The sequence below is a fragment of the Trinickia sp. NRRL B-1857 genome (assembly GCF_050470685.1).
Taxonomy (GTDB): domain Bacteria; phylum Pseudomonadota; class Gammaproteobacteria; order Burkholderiales; family Burkholderiaceae; genus Trinickia.
In genome coordinates, this window is sequence record NZ_JBFLUK010000001.1 from 3,364,478 (window position 1) to 3,382,052 (window position 17,575).

Here is a 17,575-nt window from a genome sequence, read left to right on the forward strand (position 1 = left end):
TCGACCCGTTTTCTTTCCCGCCCCTCATCCATCGCGCTCGGGGTGGCGCGACGGTTGTTCCAATCCGCGGTTTGACCGCACATCAAAGATCAGGAGCTTTGCACATGCAAACGACCGACAACATGACGAGCCAGCACGAGGGCGCGCAGACCGGGCGCGCCGTCGGTGGGCAGGCTGCTTACGCGCAGCCGCTCGCGCCGCAGGCGACCTTCGCGGACTACAAAGTGATCCGCCGTAATGGCAGCGTCGTGTCGTTCGAGCCGTCCAAGATCGCGATCGCCGTCACGAAGGCCTTCCTGGCCGTGAACGGCGGACAAGGTGCCGCTTCCGCACGCGTGCGCGAGCTCGTCGAGCAACTGACGCAAAGCGTCGTGCGCGCACTCGTGCGCAGCCGTCCGAACGGCGGCACGTTCCACATCGAAGACATCCAAGACCAGGTCGAACTCGCGTTGATGCGCGGCGGCGAGCACAACGTCGCGCGCGCCTACGTTCTGTACCGCGAAAAGCGCAATCAAGAGCGCGGTCACGATCAGGAGACGGCGGCGCCTTCGTCCGGCCTGAACGTCGTCGACAACGGCGTCACGCGCCCGCTCGATTTGCACGCGCTCACCGCGCTGATCGAATCGGCATGCCACCAACTGGGCGATGCGGTCAGCGCTCAGCCGATCGTCGCCGAAACGATCAAGAATCTGTACGACGGCGTGCCGATGAGCCAGGTCTACGACTCGGCCATCCTCGCGGCGCGCACGATGATCGAAAAGGATCCGGCGTATAGCCAAGTGACGGCGCGCATCCTGCTGCACACGATCCGCCGCGAAATCCTCGGCGAGGAAGTGACGCAAAGCGAAATGGGCGAGCGTTACGCCGAGTACTTCCCGCAGTTCATCAAGCGCGGCGTCGAGGCTGAGCTGCTCGACGAGAAGCTGTTGCAGTACGACCTGAAGCGCCTCGGTGCGGCGCTGGAAGCCGGCCGCGACCTGCAATTTGGTTACCTCGGCCTGCAAACGTTGTACGACCGCTACTTCCTGCACGTCGAAGGCACGCGCATCGAGATGCCGCAGGCATTCTTTATGCGTGTCGCGATGGGCCTCGCCCTGAACGAGATCGACCGCGAAGCGCGCGCGATCGAGTTCTACAACGTGTTGTCGACGTTCGACTTCATGAGCTCGACGCCGACGCTGTTCAATTCGGGCACCCGCCGCTCGCAGCTCTCGTCGTGCTACTTGACGACGGTCGCCGACGATCTGGACGGCATCTACGAAGCGCTGAAGGAAAACGCGCTGCTCTCGAAGTTCGCGGGCGGCCTCGGCAACGACTGGACGCGCGTGCGCGCGCTCGGCTCGCACATCAAGGGCACGAACGGCAAGTCGCAGGGCGTCGTGCCGTTCCTGAAGGTCGTCAACGATACGGCCGTGGCCGTGAACCAAGGCGGCAAGCGCAAGGGCGCTGTCTGCGCCTATCTGGAAACGTGGCACCTCGACATCGAGGAATTCCTGGAACTGCGTAAGAACACCGGCGACGATCGCCGCCGTACGCACGACATGAATACGGCCAACTGGATCCCTGACCTGTTCATGAAGCGGGTCATGGAAGGCGGCGACTGGACGCTGTTCTCGCCGTCGACCTGCTCGGATCTGCACGACAAGTTCGGCGCGGACTTCGAAAAGGCGTACACGGCGTATGAAGAGAAGGTCGAGCGCGGCGAGATCAAGCTGTTCAAGAAGATCCCGGCGGCTCAACTCTGGCGCAAGATGCTCGGCATGCTGTTCGAGACCGGCCACCCGTGGATCACGTTCAAGGATCCGTGCAACGTGCGCTCGCCGCAGCAGCACGTGGGCGTCGTGCACTCGTCGAATCTGTGCACCGAAATCACGCTCAACACGAGCGACAACGAGATCGCCGTCTGCAATCTGGGCTCGGTGAACCTCGTCGCGCACCTCGTGAAGCAGGCCGACGGCAGCTACGCGCTCGATCAGGACAAGCTCAAGCGCACGATCAGCGTGGCGATGCGCATGCTCGACAACGTCATCGACATCAATTACTACGCCGTGGCGAAGGCGCGTAACTCGAACCTGAAGCACCGTCCGGTCGGTATGGGCATCATGGGCTTCCAGGACTGCCTGCACCTGCTGCGCGTGCCGTACGCCTCCGACGAAGCGGTCGAGTTCGCCGATCGTTCGATGGAAGCCGTTTGCTACTACGCCTACTACGCGTCGACGGAGCTGGCGGAGGAGCGCGGCCGCTACTCGAGCTACCGCGGCTCGCTGTGGGATCGCGGCATCTTGCCCCAAGACACGCTGAAGCTGCTGACCGAGGCGCGCGGCGGCTACGTCGAGGTGGATGCGTCCGAGACGATGGACTGGCCGACGCTGCGCTCGCGCATCGCGACCTACGGCATGCGCAATTCGAACTGCGTCGCGATCGCGCCGACGGCGACGATCTCGAACATCATCGGCGTCTCGGCCTGTATCGAGCCGACGTTCCAGAACCTGTACGTGAAGTCGAACCTGTCGGGCGAATTCACGGTGGTGAACGACTACCTCGTGCGCGACCTGAAGGCGCGCGGCCTGTGGGACGAGGTGATGGTGGCCGATCTGAAGTATTTCGACGGCACGCTCTCGCGCATCGACCGTGTGCCGGCCGACCTGCGCGCGATTTATGCGACGGCGTTCGAAGTGGATCCGAAGTGGCTCGTCGAAGCGGCGTCGCGCCGTCAAAAGTGGATCGACCAAGCGCAATCGCTGAACATCTATATGGCGGGCGCGTCGGGCAAGAAGCTCGACGAGGTCTACAAGCTCGCATGGCTGCGCGGTCTGAAGACGACGTACTACCTGCGTACGATGGCCGCCACGCACGTCGAGAAGTCGACGGTCGCGCACGGCGCGCTGAACGCGGTGCCGTCGGCCGACGGTGGCGCGAGCGGCGGCGGTGCGGCCGGTGGCTTCGGTGCGACGGGCGCCTCGATCGGCGGCGGTGCGGGCGGGGCGACGGGCGGACTGAACGCGGCCAGCGCGGTCGAGCAAGAGCCGCAGCCGGACGGTCCCGTCTGCATGATGCGTCCGGGAGATCCGGGCTTCGACGAATGCGAGGCTTGCCAGTAACGCACGTTGCGGCCCTTTGAGCGGGCCGCGTCGTTCGGGCCGGTGCCCTCCCGCTCTCGAGCGGATGGCACCGGCCCGTTTCTTTTTGCATACGGTCCGGTACTTGCATGCCGCTTCGCAGGTGCGCGCGAAACGCGGGTCATGCAGCCGATGCAGGTGATCGCGAGCGTGCACATATCGGCGTGTCGCATGGCGATCGAGGCGCGATGAGGACCTTCGTGAAGTGTTGTTTGCGCGCTTTTGCCGCTTTCTTCGTGCGGTCGCTCGATATACAAGATATTGGTCTGTAGCCTTGTGCTCGCACTATATTTTGTATGTTCGGCTTTGCCCGAGCGCCTCGCGATGCTACACTTTCGGTGCACGAAACAAGGCTTCGAAGCCAACTATCGACCGATGTTCGCACGTCCGCTTTTTCTCGACGCGCGCGAACGAAGCGGCGATCGCCGGCAACGATGCACGAGAGATCGACACACGCTTATCGGTGCATGCAACGTCGAGTGCCGGGCACTTGAACATCGGCGGATGAGTGAGGCGCGAAGCGTTGGCATTGTCGATGCGACGCTTGCGAATGAAGGAGAGCGCGATGCAACGGAGCCTGTCTGTTTCGGCGACTGTCGCGGTCTCCTTCGAAGCCGAGTGCGAGCATGACGCGCTCAGCGTGAAGTGTCGACGAACGACGTTTGCTGCGATCGCTTTCGACGCGAGAGCGAGTACATCGAGACGACGCTTTCGATCTTGCATGTGCGACTCAACGAACAAAGTGTTGTATCGAGGTCGCAGCGTGAATCGAAAAACAGGGATTTTCATGAGCGAGCCCTTTTATCGCTCGTGAAAAGATGGTACAAACCGATCTAAATTGATGGTGAGAATTTATGCTCAACTGGGATGACGAGACGACTGCCGTAACTCCCTCGAGCGGTTCGCAACTGAACACGTTGCGTAACCCCGCGGGGCAGGCCGTCGGAACGCAAGCAGCGGCACACGTCGCGACGCAAGCTCCGTTGGCGCAAAACATCTTCGCGGACGACTTCGTCGCATATCAACCGGCAACGCAATCCGCTGCGCAGCCGGTGGCATCCGAAGCGCGCGTGAACGTGGCCGACAAGCGAATCATCAACGGCCAGACCGACGTCAACCAACTCGTACCGTTCAAGTACAAGTGGGCGTGGGAGAAGTATCTCGCCGGCTGCGCGAACCACTGGATGCCGCAGGAAATCAACATGTCGCGCGACATCGCGCTTTGGAAGGACCCGAACGGTCTGACCGAAGACGAGCGCCGCATCGTCAAACGCAACCTCGGCTTCTTCGTGACGGCAGATTCGCTGGCCGCGAACAACATCGTGCTCGGCACCTACCGGCACATCACGGCACCCGAGTGCCGCCAGTTCCTGCTGCGTCAAGCATTCGAAGAGGCGATCCATACGCACGCCTATCAGTACATCGTGGAATCGCTGGGTCTCGACGAAGGCGAGATCTTCAATGCGTACCACGAGGTCGCCTCGATCCGCAACAAGGACGAGTTCCTGATCCCGTTCATCCATACGCTGACCGATCCGGCGTTCAAGACGGGGACGCTGGAGGCCGACCAGAAGCTGCTCAAGTCGCTGATCGTCTTCGCCTGCGTCATGGAAGGCTTGTTCTTCTACGTCGGCTTTACGCAAATTCTGGCGCTCGGCCGTCAGAACAAGATGACGGGTGCGGCGGAGCAGTATCAATACATCCTGCGCGACGAGTCGATGCACTGCAATTTCGGCATCGACCTGATCAACCAGATCAAGCTCGAGAACCCGCACCTGTGGACGCGCGAATTCCGTGAAGAGATTCGCGAGCTGTTCAAACACGCGGTCGAACTCGAGTACCGCTACGCCGAGGACACGATGCCGCGCGGCGTGCTGGGACTGAACGCGTCGATGTTCAAGAGCTACTTGCGCTTCATCTGCAACCGCCGTTGCCAGCAGATTGGGCTCGATCCGCTGTACCCGAACGAGGAGAACCCGTTCCCGTGGATGAGCGAGATGATCGACCTGAAGAAGGAACGTAACTTCTTCGAGACGCGAGTCATTGAATACCAAACCGGCGGTGCGCTGTCCTGGGAATGACACGTGCTGGCCGATGCGATGAATGAATGATTGATGGGGTGCCGCCGCGATCAACGACGCGGCGGAAAAGATAAGGAGCAAGAACGCCTAATGCAAAGCGTGCCCGGCGGCGAAACCGCCCACAAACATGACAGGCACTTTGCGAACCCTTCGGTGGGATGGGCGAACTACCCCCTGAAAAAGCCGGCGGCCTGGCCGCCGGCTTGTCACAAGCGAATATCGGGCTTGGCGAGCATCGAGTGCTTGCCTGCCGACTCGATCCGGCGTGCTGTGCCTTTGGGTACGGCACGCCTTACCGCATTCATTAGCGTAAGCGCTAGGTTTTTGCGTACGCCGATGAATAGCCCGCTTCGCAGCGCGCGCCGTCAAGCTTGTCGCCGGCGCGCAGCGGGAAGCGGGTTTGAAGAAGGGTGTAGTTCGAACTACTCATTTCCGAAAACCTGAAGGAGAAAATAATGGCAACAGCGAAGAAGAAACCCGTAGCGAAGAAAGCAGCCCCGGCCAAGAAGGCAGCAGCTCCGGCGAAGAAGGCCGCAGTGAAGAAGGTTGCTGCGAAGAAGGCAGCGCCGGCTAAGAAGGTTGCAGCCAAGAAAGTCGCAGTGAAGAAGGTTGCTGCGAAGAAGGCAGCGCCGGCCAAGAAGGCTGCGGTGAAGAAGGTTGCAGCGAAGAAGGCAGCACCGGCGAAGAAGGTCGCGGTGAAGAAGGTTGCAGCGAAGAAGGCAGCACCGGCGAAGAAGGTCGCGGTGAAGAAGGTTGCAGCCAAGAAGGCAGCGCCGGCAAAGAAGGCCGCGCCTGCTAAGAAGGCTGCCGCCAAGAAGGCCGCGCCTGCTAAGAAGGCTGCCCCTGCCGCGAAGAAGGCTGCGCCTGCTAAGAAGGCTGCCGCCAAGAAAGCTGCGCCTGCTAAGAAGGCTGCCCCTGCTGCGAAGAAGGCCGCGCCTGCTAAGAAGGCTGCCGCTAAGAAGGCCGCTGCCGCACCTGCTGCCCCTGCCGCGCCTGCTGCTGCTGCATCCACGGCACCTGCTTCGACGGTGAAGACCGCGTTGAACCCGGCTGCTGCTTGGCCGTTCCCGACGGGCAGCCGTCCGTAATAGGACGCGGTGACGAAGGCGGCGCAAGTCGCCCTCGTGGACGCCTAAATAAAAACCCCGCCACCGGTTTTGCCGGAGTGCGGGGTTTTTTTACGATCGCTGGAGAGCGAATGCCCGCGTCTGCGGGCGCTCGACCGGCGAACGCTCAGTGCGTCACGCGCGTGACGCCGGCGCTCGAGAGCAGACGGACGCGATCTCCGGCTTGGAACACTTCACCCGTTGCGGATTGCGTGATCGCGCGCAGATCGCCGTTGTCGAGTCGCACGGTGATTTCCACGCCCGAGCGTTTCGCCACGCCGTTTTCGACGGCGTTGCCGGCCACCGCGCCGGCGATGCCGCCGATGATCGCCGTTGCGATCGATCCCTTGCCGCCGCCGATCGCACTGCCGGCGACAGCGCCGAGCGCACCGCCGCCGAGGGCGCCGAGCCCGCTCGGCTGTCCGTCGTTCGACGAGATGGTGACCGCGCGTACGCTTTCGACCGTGCCGAAGCGAACCGATTCTTCACGCTGGGCCTGACCCGCCGTGTAGACGTCGGGAGAGCTGCTGTTGTACGCGCACCCCGTCATCACGACCGATCCCGCCAGCAGCGTCGCGAGTACGACCCGAGCTGATATTTTCATTGTCTGTTACTCCACAAGAGTATTACCGCAGGCTATAGCCGAAAGCCTGCTCGAACCGTTGGCCGATCTCCTCGCGGCTCGGCGCGTACGTCTGCGGCCCGGCTTGCTCGATCTTGAGCGAGCCCATCAAGCTTGCCAGCCGGCCCGTCGTGGCCCAATCGAGGCCGCGTTCGATGCCGTATAGCAGCCCGCCGCGAAACGCGTCGCCGCAACCGGTAGGATCGACGATCTTCGAAGCTTGCACGACAGGAATGTCCTCGAACTTGCCGTCATGGAAGATCCGCGCGCCGTGCTCGCCTCGCGTCACGATCAACGCTTGCACCCGCTTTGCGATCTCCTCTTGCGACCAGCCCGTCTTATTGCTGACGAGATTTGCCTCGTAGTCGTTGACTGCCACATAGGTGGCGAGTTCAATGGCGCGCCTAAGCGCCTCGCCCGAGAACAGCGGCAAACCTTGGCCCGGGTCGAATACGAACGGCACACCGGCGGCGGCGAGCTTTTCCGTATGCTGCACCATGCCGTCGTAGCCGTCGGGTGCGACGATCGCGAGCTTGATGTCTTGCGCCTCGTCGGCATGATTCAGGTGCGATTGCATCATCGCGCCCGGGTGGAAGGCGGCGATTTGGTTGTTATCGAGATCGGTGGTGATCATGGCCTGTGCCGTGTAGGCATCCGGCACCATGCGCACATGATCCGTACGCAGTCCGAGGCTCTTGATGCGATCGAAATAGAGCTGGCCGTCGATGTCTCCGAGCGTGCCCATGATGCGAGCATCGCCGCCGAGCAAGTTCAGCGAGTAGCCGATGTTGCCTGCGCAGCCGCCGAATTCGCGGCGCATCGTCGGAACGAGGAAGCTTACGTTCAGGATATGGACCTGCTCAGGGAGGATGTGCTCCTTAAAGCGGCCCTGGAAGGTCATGATGTTGTCGTATGCGAGCGAACCGCAGATCAGCGTAGCCAAGGCAGAATTCCTATGCGTAGTTTGTCGTGGGCGCGCCATACGAAAACGCCGCGCTATAGCCCAAGCGCGGCGTGCTTCGTCGGGTGGACGGCGCGATGAATTACTTCAGCGCGCTCAGCGCCGCGTCGTAGTTCGGCTCGTTCTTGATCTCGCCGACGAGTTCGGCGTGCACGACCTTGTCATTCTCGTCGACGACGACGACGGCACGCGCCGTGAGTCCGGCGAGCGGGCCCGTCTTGATGTCGACGCCGTACGCTTGCGCGAATTCGTGGCCGCGGAAGGTCGATGCGGTCACGACGTTTTCAATGCCTTCGGTCGTGCAAAAGCGCGTTGCCGCGAACGGCAGATCGCCGGAGACCACGATCACGGCCGTGTTTTGCAACTTGGCGGCCGCTTCGTTGAACTTGCGCGTCGACGTTGCGCACGTCGGCGTGTCGAGGCTCGGGACGATGTTCAGCACTTTGCGCTTGCCGGCGAAGTCGCCGAGCGCGATGGGCTTCAGATCCTTGCCGACGAGCGAAAACTCGGGCGCTTTTTGGCCGACGGACGGGAATGCGCCGCCCACTTCGATCGGGTTGCCGCCCAGCGTAACTTGACTCATATTAGCTCCGGATATTCGTTTCTGGTTGTCGCAAGTGCGAAATAGTGGGCTCGCGCGCGCGTGGCGGCTGCGCCCGGACTGCGCTACGGGTAAAAGATCTGGACGCGGAAGTTGGTCGCGATCGCATTGCCCGAATCGAGCCGTACGATCATCGTCTGCGTCGCATGGGCCGGCAGGCCGGCGGCGATCGTCGTGCCCGGGGCCACATAATCCTGCGGCCATAGGATGCGGCGGATCGCGACGTTATTTTTATCGTCGAACAGGGTTAGCTCGATCGCCGGGAAGGCGAGTGCGATGCCATATCGGTTGCGCAGCGGTACCCGCAGTTCCAAGCGGTGCGGACCGTCGACTTGACGCAGATCGGACGCCTCCACCTGCAACCCGTCGATGTCGCGCGGCGGCGAAAGGCGGCAGCCGAGTTGCGCGCATACGCGTGCGAATATCGGCTGCGATTCGGGCCAGTACACCATGACCGCTTCGCGGCGCCACCACGCGAGCTGCGCGACGAGTGCGAGTAGGAGCACGATCGATACGATGCCGCCGAGGACATACCAGATGGCTCGGCTCGGTGCCCTCGACCGTGCTTCGCGCGTCATGGCGAAATGGCGCTCTTGCTCGTCGGCGTCGGCCGGTTCCGCGAAGACCGGCGGTACGCCGGCGGCGTGAATATTCGCTTCGGCGTCGCCGAAATGGGGTTCGACGGGCACATCGGCTTGCGCTTGCAAACTCGCGCGCAGGTGAGGCTCGAGGTGAGGCTCTTCCCCGGCCGGCTGCGCCTCGTGCGGATGCCGCTCGAAATCGGATTGCGTTTCGACGGAGCCGCGGCCCGATGGCGCAGCGCCGAAGTTCGGCTCGACCTCGGGCTCGGCGGGTAGGCGCCCGTTAAAGTGCGGCTCGTCGTCGTCGAGCCAAATCGGTTCGCGAGAGGGCGCCCAAGGCGCGGCAGCCTGCTCGACACCTGCGCTTGGAGCCGGTTCGTCGGTTTTAGCGGCGGTTGCTCGAGCTGCTGCTGCTTCTTCAGCAGTTGCTTTGGCTTGTGCCGCGGCCTTGGCCTCTTCGGCGGCCCGGGCTCGCTCAGCAGCGTGAGCTTCTTCAGCGACACGCGCTTCTTCGGCAACGCGAGCCTCTTCGGCAACGCGAGCTTCTTCGGCAACGCGAGCCTCTTCGGCGGCGCGGGCTTCTTCGGCAGCGCGAGCCTCTTCGGCAACGCGAGCTTCTTCGGCGACGCGAGCTTCTTCGGCAACGCGAGCTTCTTCGGCAACGCGAGCTTCTTCGGCAACGCGAGCTTCTTCGGCAACGCGAGCCTCTTCGGCAACGCGAGCTTCTTCGGCAACGCGAGCTTCTTCGGCAGCGCGAGCTTCTTCGGCGACGCGGGCTTCTTCGGCAGTGCGAGCTTCTTCGGCAACGCGAGCTTCTTCGGCAACGCGAGCTTCTTCGGCAACGCGAGCTTCTTCGGCAACGCGAGCTTCTTCGGCAACGCGAGCTTCTTCGGCAACGCGAGCCTCTTCGGCGGCGCGGGCTTCTTCGGCAGCGCGAGCCTCTTCGGCAACGCGAGCTTCTTCGGCAACGCGAGCTTCTTCGGCGACGCGAGCTTCTTCGGCAACGCGAGCCTCTTCGGCGGCGCGGGCTTCTTCGGCAGCGCGAGCCTCTTCGGCAGCGCGAGCCTCTTCGGCAGCCCGAGCTTCGACGGCCGCCTGAGCATGAGCGTCAGTTTCGGTGTCGCGTGGCGCCTCGCCCTGCGGCGCATGTTCGGGCGTCGGCAGCCGCTCGCCCGCGTGCGGATCGAGCAGATTTTGCCGAGCGTCGAAAACTTGTTGGCAGTGTCCGCAGCGTGCGAACCCACCGGAGGCCGCGAGCATGGATTCCGGCACGCGGAAAACCGTTTCGCAGTGGGGACAGCGGGTGGCTAGAACCATGGTGAGCGGGGAAACCGGGTACGTCGATCGATAGGCGCTATTCTAATGGTTTCCCGCCGTGCCCTCGGCAGCGTCGCGGTTGCCATCACTCGACGGCGCGCTTCACGCCCGCCAAGCACACCCACCCCTCGTGCTCGCGCCAGACATCGATGTCGATCCACTGCCGATAAACGGCCGCCACTTCCTGCGCCTGCCGCGCAAGGACGCCCGACAGCGCGATGCGCCCACCCGCTTTCACCTTGGCGCTCAGCATCGAGGCCATCAGCTTGAGCGGGTTCGACAAAATGTTCGCCACGACGATGTCGAATTGTCCGGCCGGACAATCGTCGGGTAGCGCGTAGGTCACCTCGGCACGATTGCGCTCGCTATTGAGCCGAGCCGACTCGACCGCCTGCGGATCGATATCGATGCCGACAACCGGCGTCGCCCCGCACTTGCGCGCGAGGATCGCCAAAATGCCGGAGCCGCAGCCGTAATCGAGCACCGACTGACCCGGCGCGACCGATTCCTCGAGCCATTCCATACACAGCCGTGTCGTAGGATGGCTACCTGTGCCGAAGGCGAGGCCCGGATCGAGTTCAAGAATCAGCGCTTGCGGGTCCGGCGCGTCGTGCCAAGACGGCACGACCCAAATCCGTTTGCCGATCGCGATCGGCTCGAATTGCGATTGCGTGAGACGCACCCAATCTTGCTCGGGCACGTCGCGCAACGAGAAAGCCGGCGTGTCCGCCAAACCGATCGCGTTAGCTGCGGCCGCCGCCAGCACTGCGGGCTCCTGCTCGGGGGCGAGCAGGGCGACGACACGCGAATGCTGCCAGGCGGTGCGCTCGGGTGTGAGACCGGGCTCGCCGAACAAAGGCTGCTCGTCGGGCGTGTCGGCATCGGCGTCTTCCACCGATACCGATAGCGCCCCCAGTTCGATGAGCGCGTCGGACAGCGCTTCGGCTCGTGTCCGGTCGAGCTCGACGATCAATTCCCGGTAGCTCATGGTTGGCGATCAGGCCTCTTCCGGCGCGGCTTGCTGCTTTTCCGCAAGCCGATGTTCCAAGTAATGGATGCTCGTGCCGCCTTCGACGAAGCCGCCGTCGAGCATCAGTTCGCGATGCAGCGGAATGTTCGTTTGAATGCCCTCGACGACCATCTCCGACAAGGCGATGCGCATGCGGCGGATCGCTTGCTCGCGCGTCGCGCCGTAAGCGATCAGCTTGCCGATCATCGAGTCGTAGTTCGGCGGCACGAAATACCCATTGTACGCGTGCGAATCGACACGAATGCCGGGACCGCCCGGCGTATGCCACGACGTGATGCGCCCCGGCGACGGCGTGAACTTGAACGGATCTTCCGCATTGATCCGGCACTCGATTGCGTGGCCGCGGAAGACGATGTCGCGCTGGCGCATCGTGAGCTTCTCGCCGGCGGCAATCCGGATCTGTTCTTGCACGATGTCGATGCCTGTGATGAGCTCCGTCACCGGATGCTCAACCTGCACGCGCGTGTTCATTTCGATGAAGTAGAACTCGCCGTTCTCGTACAGGAATTCGAACGTGCCGGCACCGAGGTAGCCCATTTTCTTGCACGCGTCGGCGCAGCGGTCGCCGATACGTTCGATCAAGCGGCGCGCGATACCGGGCGCAGGCGCTTCCTCGATCACCTTTTGGTGGCGGCGTTGCATCGAGCAGTCGCGCTCGCCGAGCCACAGCGCGTTCTTGAACGAATCCGCGAGCACCTGGATTTCGATGTGGCGCGGGTTCTCGAGGAACTTCTCCATGTAGACCTGCGGGTTGCCGAACGCGCGCTCGGCTTCCTCTCGGGTCATGTTCACGGCGTTCACGAGCGCGGCTTCCGTATGGACGACGCGCATACCGCGCCCGCCGCCGCCGCCCGCGGCCTTGATGATGACCGGATACCCGACCGAGCGCGCGATCTTGACGATCTCTTTCGGATCGTCGGGCAGGGCGCCTTCCGAGCCGGGCACGCAAGGCACGCCCGTCTTGATCATCGTTTGCTTGGCGGAGACCTTGTCGCCCATCAGGCGAATCGTCTCGGGGCGCGGGCCGATAAAGGCGAAGCCCGACTGTTCGACGCGTTCCGCGAAGTCGGCGTTTTCCGACAGGAAGCCGTAGCCGGGGTGGATCGCTTCGGCATCGGTCACTTCGGCCGCGCTGATGAGCGCGGGCATGTTCAGGTAGCTCTGCGGCGACGGTGCCGGTCCGATACAGACGGCTTCGTCGGCCAGCTTCACGTACTTGGCGTCTTTGTCCGCGGTCGAATAGGCGACGACCGTCTTGACGCCGAGTTCGCGGCATGCGCGCTGGATGCGCAACGCAATTTCGCCGCGATTGGCAATGAGAATTTTTTCAAACATGGCGATGGTTCGACGCATTAAAGGGCTCGTGCGTCGTGGGGCCGCGAACTCTGGCGGCGCACGGCATTCGAGCTAAACGGGGTATGCCCGAGACGGCAGGTCGCGCTCGGGCCCGCTTTGCGATCAGCCGATGACGAAAAGCGGCTGGCCGTATTCGACGGCTTGGCCGTTTTCGATAAGGATTTCCTTCACGACGCCGGCCTTGTCGGCTTCAATTTCGTTGAGCAGCTTCATCGCTTCGATGATGCACAGCGTCTGGCCTTCCTTGACCGTGTCGCCCACTTGGACGAACGGCTCGGCGCCCGGCGACGGCGAGCGATAGAAGGTGCCGACCATCGGCGAGGTGATCACGTGGCCTTGTGCAACGGCGGCGGGCGCGGCGGCCGCAGCGGGGGCCTGCTCGAGGGCGCCTGCGCCCATCGCGGGAGCGGCCGACGCCAGCGGCGGCGCATACGAGGCGGACTGCTGTACGTAAACCGGCGGCGCATTCTTGACGATGCGGACTTTGCCTTCGCCTTCGGTCACTTCGAGTTCGGAAATGCCCGATTCGGAGACGAGGTCGATCAAAGTTTTCAGCTTACGTAGATCCATAGGGAATCCCCTTGTTCAATGCGTTAGGCGCCGGCTCCAGCCGACGCCGATTTGATGTTCTGAAATCAGCTGCGCGCGCTTTGCGACGCCAGCCGCTCGAGCGCGAACTCGAGTGCGTACAGATAGCCTTTCCAACCGAGCCCGCAGATGACGCCTTCGGCCAGGTCCGAAAAGTACGAGTGATGCCTGAACGGCTCTCGGCGATGCACATTCGACAGATGAATCTCGACGAACGGGATGCCGACGCCCGCCAGCGCATCGCGCAAAGCGACGCTTGTATGCGTGTAGGCGGCGGGATTGATCAAGACGAACTCGACCGCTTCCGCGCGTGCACCGTGCACGCGGTCGACGAGTTGCCCCTCGTGATTGCTCTGAAACGTAAGCAACTCGACGCCTGCTTCCTGCGCGCGAGCCACGAGCGCTCGATCGATCTGCTCCAGCGTGACGCGACCGTACACCTCGGGTTCCCGCGTACCGAGCAGGTTGAGGTTCGGGCCGTGCAGTACCAGCAATCGTCTCATGGTTCGCTTCTGTTTCCGCGGAATTGCGCGCACTTTATCGCCGTTTGTCGAAACTTGTCTAGCGTCGAATGAGAATGGGAGGGCGCGATGCGGTATTTTTTGCCGGAAATGGGCTGGAGATGTGCCTAACATCGCCCAATTCGTCGACATTTTCCCGTATTTCGATGTGATCTTCTCTTAAGCCAATTTCTGGCGTCAAAGGGCGTCGAGTGTCTTGCTCAATTCGGTCGGTGCGATTTGTCCCAATTTTGTCGACCGTACGACGCCGTTAGCGTCAATTACGACCGTAAACGGCAATGCGCCGGCGGTATTGCCGAGGCTCCGGGCGAGGTCGGCACCGCCGAAGCCGCTGACGAGAATCGGGTAGTCGACGGGGATTTTCTTTAGAAAGGTCTGTATGTTTTGTTGGGAGTCGACCCCGATCCCGACGAACTGAACGCCCTTACCCTTATAGGCATCGTGCAGCCGAACGAGCTCGGGCATCTCGGCGACGCACGGTCCGCACCACGACGCCCAAAAGTTGACGACGAGTACGTGCCCTTTGTAGGGCGCGAGCGTCTGCGGCTTCCCGTCGACGTTTTCCAAGGCGGCGTCCATCAGTTGCGCAACGGCGTCGGAGGCTGGGGCGGTGGCCTGCGGCGTTTGCGTTTGAGACGCCGCGCCTTCGGCGGGGCCGGTATCGCCGTGCAGCCATTGCCGTGCGCCGAGGCCCAGCGCTGCTGCGACGATGGCGACCGCCGCGATGGCGAATGTGGCTTTCGTATTCATCTATCTAATAGAGAGTGGAGTCGGGGTGGGGCGACGCGGCGCTCAATTGGTCAGCGGCGCCGGATCGTCGCCGGCAAGCAGCGCTTGTACGGTTTCGGCGTTCGCGCGCGGCGCACGGCCGCGGGCATCGGCACGCACGGCGCCGCGCAAGTCGTCCGTATCATATAGGGCAATATGGATGCCGACGGGCGCTTCGTCGCGTGCGCCCCGCCAGAGGAAGCTCAGCGTTTCGACGTCGCCGCGTCCCCCGAAGTGGTGCGTCTCCGAGACGTCGTACTGAACGTTCGCGTTGAGCAGATAGATCGCGACTTCCTTCGGGTTATCGCAAAATACCTGCAAGTGGATGTCGGAATGCTCGCCGGCCGTCCCGTTCAGTACGGCGCCCGTCAAATAGGGATTGAACGGCGCCAGCCGTTTCATCCACTCGAGCGCGATCTCCCGCAACCGGCGCAATACGGCCGGCTGGGTATCGCCTTGGAAGAGCGCCTGATATTCGCGGATCTCTTCTTCGATCTCATCGTTATCGGGTAGCCATTCGCCGGCGACGCGCGCTTGACCGACCACTTGCCGGGCGGCCTTGCGCTTCGCGCTGGCATAGTCGAGCCCTTCCTCCGCGATCAGGCGAGCCGCCGCCATCGCGATTTCCTCCCGCACGCGCTGCGGATCGACAAAAGATTTGCGCACCATTCGGCAATCATACTAGATCGTCCGGTCTCGCCCGCTGCGCCCGGGTGACGCGAGCGCGTCGGGTACAATAGCGGGCCTCACGCGGCTCGCCCGCCCGGCGTTCGCGTCCCCACCATGCACTCGCGGCTAGCGCGGCACGAGCAGACAGTTTCTATGCACATCCACATCCTCGGCATCTGCGGCACATTCATGGGCGGCCTCGCGGTACTCGCGCGCGGCGCAGGACATACCGTGACGGGCTGCGACGCCGGTGTCTATCCGCCGATGAGCACCCAGCTCGAGGCGCAAGGCATCACGCTCATCGAAGGCTATGGCGCCGAGCAACTCGATTTGAAGCCGGATTTGTTCGTTATCGGCAACGTCGTTTCGCGCGGCAATCCGCTCATGGAGGCCATTCTCGATCGCGGCTTGCCCTACGTATCGGGGCCGCAATGGCTTGGCGAACACGTGCTTGCGGGCAAATGGGTCCTGGCTGTCGCGGGGACGCACGGCAAAACGACGACGAGCTCGATGCTCGCGTGGCTGCTGGAGGACGCCGGACTCAATCCCGGCTTCCTGATCGGAGGCGTGCCGCTGAACTTCGGCGTATCGGCCCGGCTGACCGATTCGAATTTCTTCGTGATCGAAGCCGACGAATACGACACGGCTTTCTTCGATAAGCGTTCGAAGTTCGTTCATTACCGTCCGCGCACCGCCATTCTGAATAACCTGGAATTCGATCACGCCGACATCTTCCCCGATCTCAGTGCGATCGAGACGCAATTTCATCATCTCGTGCGTACCGTCCCCTCGATCGGCCGCCTCGTCGTCAACGGCCGCGAAGCCGCGCTCGAGCGCGTACTTGCTCGCGGCGTGTGGAGCGAGGTCGAGCGCTTCGGCGTCGAGGGCGGCTGGCATGCGTTGCCGGCGGCCGACGGCGAAGTCGTCGACGAACGCTTTGCCGCGTACTGGCGCGGCGAGCGCGTGGGTGTCGTGAACTGGCATGTGCAGGGGGAGCACAACCGGCTCAATGCGTTGGCCGCCATCGCGGCGGCGCGGCACGTCGGCGTGCCGCCGGCCCAGGCGGCGCGTTCGCTCGGCGATTTTCGCAACGTCAAGCGGCGGATGGAAGTGCGCGGCAGCGTCGACGGCGTGACCGTCTATGACGATTTTGCCCACCACCCCACGGCGATCGAAACGACGATTGCCGGTTTGCGCACGCGCGTGGGCGGCGAGCGCAACCGCATCCTGGCTGTGCTCGAGCCGCGTTCGAACACGATGAAGCTCGGCGTCATGAAGGCGCAATTGCCCAAAAGTCTCGAGGGGGCCGATCTCGCATTCGGTTACGGCGCCCTGACGGGGCGTGACGCGCTCGGCTGGGACCTTGCCGAGGCGCTCGCGCCCCTCGGCGAGAAGGCGCACGCGTTCAGCGATCTCGATGCGCTCGTTGCGGCCGTCGCGGAAGCGGCGCGGCCTGGCGACCACGTCCTCGTCATGAGCAACGGCGGATTCGGCGGCGTCCATCAGAAGTTGCTCGACGCGCTGAGCTCGCGCGCGAAAGGCGCCGCGTGATTCTTTACTTGCACGGTTTTCGTTCGTCGCCGCAATCGTTCAAGGCGCGGCTGCTGGCCGCACGCATGGCCGAACTCGGGCTTTCGGACGAGTGGCGCTGTCCGATGTTGCCGGTCTCGCCGCTCGAAGCTCTGGCCGTGGCACAGGCGCAGGTGGCGGGCGTAGCGGCCGGCGACGTGACGGTGATCGGCAGTTCGCTAGGCGGTTACTTCGCCACGTATCTCGCCGAAAAACACGGTTGGCGTGCCGTCTTGCTCAATCCTGCGGTGTTGCCGCAGCGGGATTTGTCGGCCTACTTGGGCGAGCAGCCGCTTTGGCACGGCGGCGGTAGCATCGTCGTCGAGCCGCATCATTTAACCGAGTTGCAAACGCTCGGCGTCGAGTCGATCTCGCGGCCCGGACGCTATTATTTGATCGCCGCCACGGGCGACGAAGTGCTCGATTACCGCGAGATGCTGGCTCATTATCCCGGCGTCGAGACGAAACTGATTACCGGCAGCGATCACGCGATCAGCGAATTCGCCGACTACGTCGACGATGTCCTCGCGTTTTGCGGCGTCGCCGCAGCCGGCCGTACATAGCACGGCGGCGGTGCCCGGACGCGCAAGCGGCCGTGACCGCGCCACCGAACAATATCGATCCGCGGCGGGTGCGCAGTTTGCGGCGCACACTTGCCGCGAGGGCCAAAATTCGTAACGAGAGTG

General features: G+C 63.2%; 17 protein-coding genes and 1 pseudogene. 7 read left to right on the plus strand and 11 right to left on the minus strand.

Annotation, left to right across the window (positions count from 1 at the left end; translation table 11 throughout):
• Positions 1-104: 104 nt before the first annotated feature.
• The 4 genes from AB1286_RS15045 (at position 105) to AB1286_RS15060 (ending at position 6,288) form a co-directional block, all read left to right on the plus strand.
• Positions 105-3,101 carry a ribonucleoside-diphosphate reductase subunit alpha gene (locus tag AB1286_RS15045; RefSeq protein ID WP_430364013.1) on the plus strand — a complete coding sequence of 999 codons (2,997 nt, stop codon included), beginning with the start codon at positions 105-107 and terminating at the stop codon, positions 3,099-3,101.
• Positions 3,102-3,973: 872 nt separating this feature from the next.
• Positions 3,974-5,200, plus strand: a complete 1,227-nt coding sequence (locus AB1286_RS15050; RefSeq protein WP_430364014.1) for a ribonucleotide-diphosphate reductase subunit beta — start codon at positions 3,974-3,976, stop codon at positions 5,198-5,200.
• A gap of 90 nt (positions 5,201-5,290) precedes the next feature.
• Entirely contained in the window at positions 5,291-5,644 is a 354-nt protein-coding gene (locus AB1286_RS15055) for a hypothetical protein (RefSeq protein WP_430364015.1), read from the plus strand.
• Between the two features lie 11 nt (positions 5,645-5,655).
• Complete coding sequence (locus AB1286_RS15060) at positions 5,656-6,288, plus strand: histone H1-like DNA-binding protein (RefSeq protein WP_430364016.1); 633 nt, start codon at positions 5,656-5,658, stop codon at positions 6,286-6,288.
• A 145-nt stretch (positions 6,289-6,433) separates the two neighbouring features.
• Here the strand turns inward: AB1286_RS15060 and AB1286_RS15065 are convergent, their stop codons facing one another.
• From AB1286_RS15065 to AB1286_RS15080, 4 genes are all read right to left on the minus strand, one after another.
• Entirely contained in the window at positions 6,434-6,910 is a 477-nt protein-coding gene (locus tag AB1286_RS15065) for a glycine zipper 2TM domain-containing protein (RefSeq protein ID WP_430364017.1), read from the minus strand.
• 22 nt (positions 6,911-6,932) lie between these two features.
• Positions 6,933-7,871: a carbohydrate kinase family protein gene (locus AB1286_RS15070; protein WP_430364018.1), complete on the minus strand. Its 939-nt coding sequence runs from the start codon at positions 7,869-7,871 to the stop codon at positions 6,933-6,935.
• A gap of 100 nt (positions 7,872-7,971) precedes the next feature.
• Positions 7,972-8,472, minus strand: a complete 501-nt coding sequence (gene tpx, locus AB1286_RS15075; RefSeq protein ID WP_430364019.1) for a thiol peroxidase — start codon at positions 8,470-8,472, stop codon at positions 7,972-7,974.
• An 83-nt stretch (positions 8,473-8,555) separates the two neighbouring features.
• Complete coding sequence (locus AB1286_RS15080; RefSeq protein ID WP_430365077.1) at positions 8,556-9,068, minus strand: DUF3426 domain-containing protein; 513 nt, start codon at positions 9,066-9,068, stop codon at positions 8,556-8,558.
• Positions 9,069-9,083: 15 nt separating this feature from the next.
• Here AB1286_RS15080 and AB1286_RS15085 point away from each other — a divergent pair, with 15 nt between their 5' ends.
• Positions 9,084-9,347 (plus strand): hypothetical protein, encoded by a 264-nt coding sequence (locus AB1286_RS15085; RefSeq protein WP_430365143.1) that lies wholly within the window; start codon positions 9,084-9,086, stop codon positions 9,345-9,347.
• A 972-nt stretch (positions 9,348-10,319) separates the two neighbouring features.
• Here the strand turns inward: AB1286_RS15085 and AB1286_RS15090 are convergent.
• The 7 genes and pseudogenes from AB1286_RS15090 to AB1286_RS15120 all read right to left on the minus strand — a co-directional run.
• A pseudogene (locus AB1286_RS15090) lies at positions 10,320-10,388 on the minus strand (MJ0042-type zinc finger domain-containing protein); the annotation flags it as partial.
• Between the two features lie 85 nt (positions 10,389-10,473).
• On the minus strand, positions 10,474-11,376 hold the full coding sequence (prmA, locus tag AB1286_RS15095; RefSeq protein ID WP_430364020.1) for a 50S ribosomal protein L11 methyltransferase: 903 nt from the start codon (positions 11,374-11,376) through the stop codon (positions 10,474-10,476).
• A 9-nt stretch (positions 11,377-11,385) separates the two neighbouring features.
• On the minus strand, positions 11,386-12,753 hold the full coding sequence (accC, locus tag AB1286_RS15100) for an acetyl-CoA carboxylase biotin carboxylase subunit (protein ID WP_430364021.1): 1,368 nt from the start codon (positions 12,751-12,753) through the stop codon (positions 11,386-11,388).
• 123 nt (positions 12,754-12,876) lie between these two features.
• Complete coding sequence (accB, locus tag AB1286_RS15105; protein WP_430364022.1) at positions 12,877-13,344, minus strand: acetyl-CoA carboxylase biotin carboxyl carrier protein; 468 nt, start codon at positions 13,342-13,344, stop codon at positions 12,877-12,879.
• A gap of 65 nt (positions 13,345-13,409) precedes the next feature.
• On the minus strand, positions 13,410-13,865 hold the full coding sequence (gene aroQ, locus AB1286_RS15110) for a type II 3-dehydroquinate dehydratase (protein ID WP_430364023.1): 456 nt from the start codon (positions 13,863-13,865) through the stop codon (positions 13,410-13,412).
• A gap of 195 nt (positions 13,866-14,060) precedes the next feature.
• Positions 14,061-14,633, minus strand: coding sequence for a TlpA family protein disulfide reductase (locus tag AB1286_RS15115; protein WP_430364024.1), 573 nt, complete (start codon positions 14,631-14,633; stop codon positions 14,061-14,063).
• Positions 14,634-14,675: 42 nt separating this feature from the next.
• Positions 14,676-15,320: a UDP-N-acetylmuramate--alanine ligase gene (locus tag AB1286_RS15120; protein WP_430364025.1), complete on the minus strand. Its 645-nt coding sequence runs from the start codon at positions 15,318-15,320 to the stop codon at positions 14,676-14,678.
• Positions 15,321-15,434: 114 nt separating this feature from the next.
• On the opposite strand from AB1286_RS15120, the gene mpl reads away from it, so the two are divergent.
• Together mpl and AB1286_RS15130 are read left to right on the plus strand one after the other, a co-directional pair.
• The gene (mpl, locus tag AB1286_RS15125; protein ID WP_430364026.1) at positions 15,435-16,871 is read left to right on the plus strand and encodes a UDP-N-acetylmuramate:L-alanyl-gamma-D-glutamyl-meso-diaminopimelate ligase; all 1,437 of its coding nucleotides are present in this window, start codon (positions 15,435-15,437) and stop codon (positions 16,869-16,871) included.
• Positions 16,868-17,452, plus strand: a complete 585-nt coding sequence (locus AB1286_RS15130; RefSeq protein ID WP_430364027.1) for a YqiA/YcfP family alpha/beta fold hydrolase — start codon at positions 16,868-16,870, stop codon at positions 17,450-17,452. The genes mpl and AB1286_RS15130 overlap by 4 nt, the downstream gene beginning before the upstream one ends.
• Positions 17,453-17,575 lie beyond the last annotated feature (123 nt).

Coding starts and splice junctions, on each gene's coding strand:
- AB1286_RS15045 (WP_430364013.1), top strand. CDS start 105: ATGCAAACGACCGACAACATGACGAGCCAGCACGAGGGCGCGCAGACC.
- AB1286_RS15050 (WP_430364014.1), top strand. CDS start 3,974: ATGCTCAACTGGGATGACGAGACGACTGCCGTAACTCCCTCGAGCGGT.
- AB1286_RS15055 (WP_430364015.1), top strand. CDS start 5,291: ATGCAAAGCGTGCCCGGCGGCGAAACCGCCCACAAACATGACAGGCAC.
- AB1286_RS15060 (WP_430364016.1), top strand. CDS start 5,656: ATGGCAACAGCGAAGAAGAAACCCGTAGCGAAGAAAGCAGCCCCGGCC.
- AB1286_RS15065 (WP_430364017.1), bottom strand. CDS start 6,910: ATGAAAATATCAGCTCGGGTCGTACTCGCGACGCTGCTGGCGGGATCG.
- tpx (WP_430364019.1), bottom strand. CDS start 8,472: ATGAGTCAAGTTACGCTGGGCGGCAACCCGATCGAAGTGGGCGGCGCA.
- AB1286_RS15080 (WP_430365077.1), bottom strand. CDS start 9,068: ATGACGCGCGAAGCACGGTCGAGGGCACCGAGCCGAGCCATCTGGTAT.
- prmA (WP_430364020.1), bottom strand. CDS start 11,376: ATGAGCTACCGGGAATTGATCGTCGAGCTCGACCGGACACGAGCCGAA.
- accC (WP_430364021.1), bottom strand. CDS start 12,753: ATGTTTGAAAAAATTCTCATTGCCAATCGCGGCGAAATTGCGTTGCGC.
- accB (WP_430364022.1), bottom strand. CDS start 13,344: ATGGATCTACGTAAGCTGAAAACTTTGATCGACCTCGTCTCCGAATCG.
- aroQ (WP_430364023.1), bottom strand. CDS start 13,865: ATGAGACGATTGCTGGTACTGCACGGCCCGAACCTCAACCTGCTCGGT.
- AB1286_RS15115 (WP_430364024.1), bottom strand. CDS start 14,633: ATGAATACGAAAGCCACATTCGCCATCGCGGCGGTCGCCATCGTCGCA.
- AB1286_RS15120 (WP_430364025.1), bottom strand. CDS start 15,320: ATGGTGCGCAAATCTTTTGTCGATCCGCAGCGCGTGCGGGAGGAAATC.
- mpl (WP_430364026.1), top strand. CDS start 15,435: ATGCACTCGCGGCTAGCGCGGCACGAGCAGACAGTTTCTATGCACATC.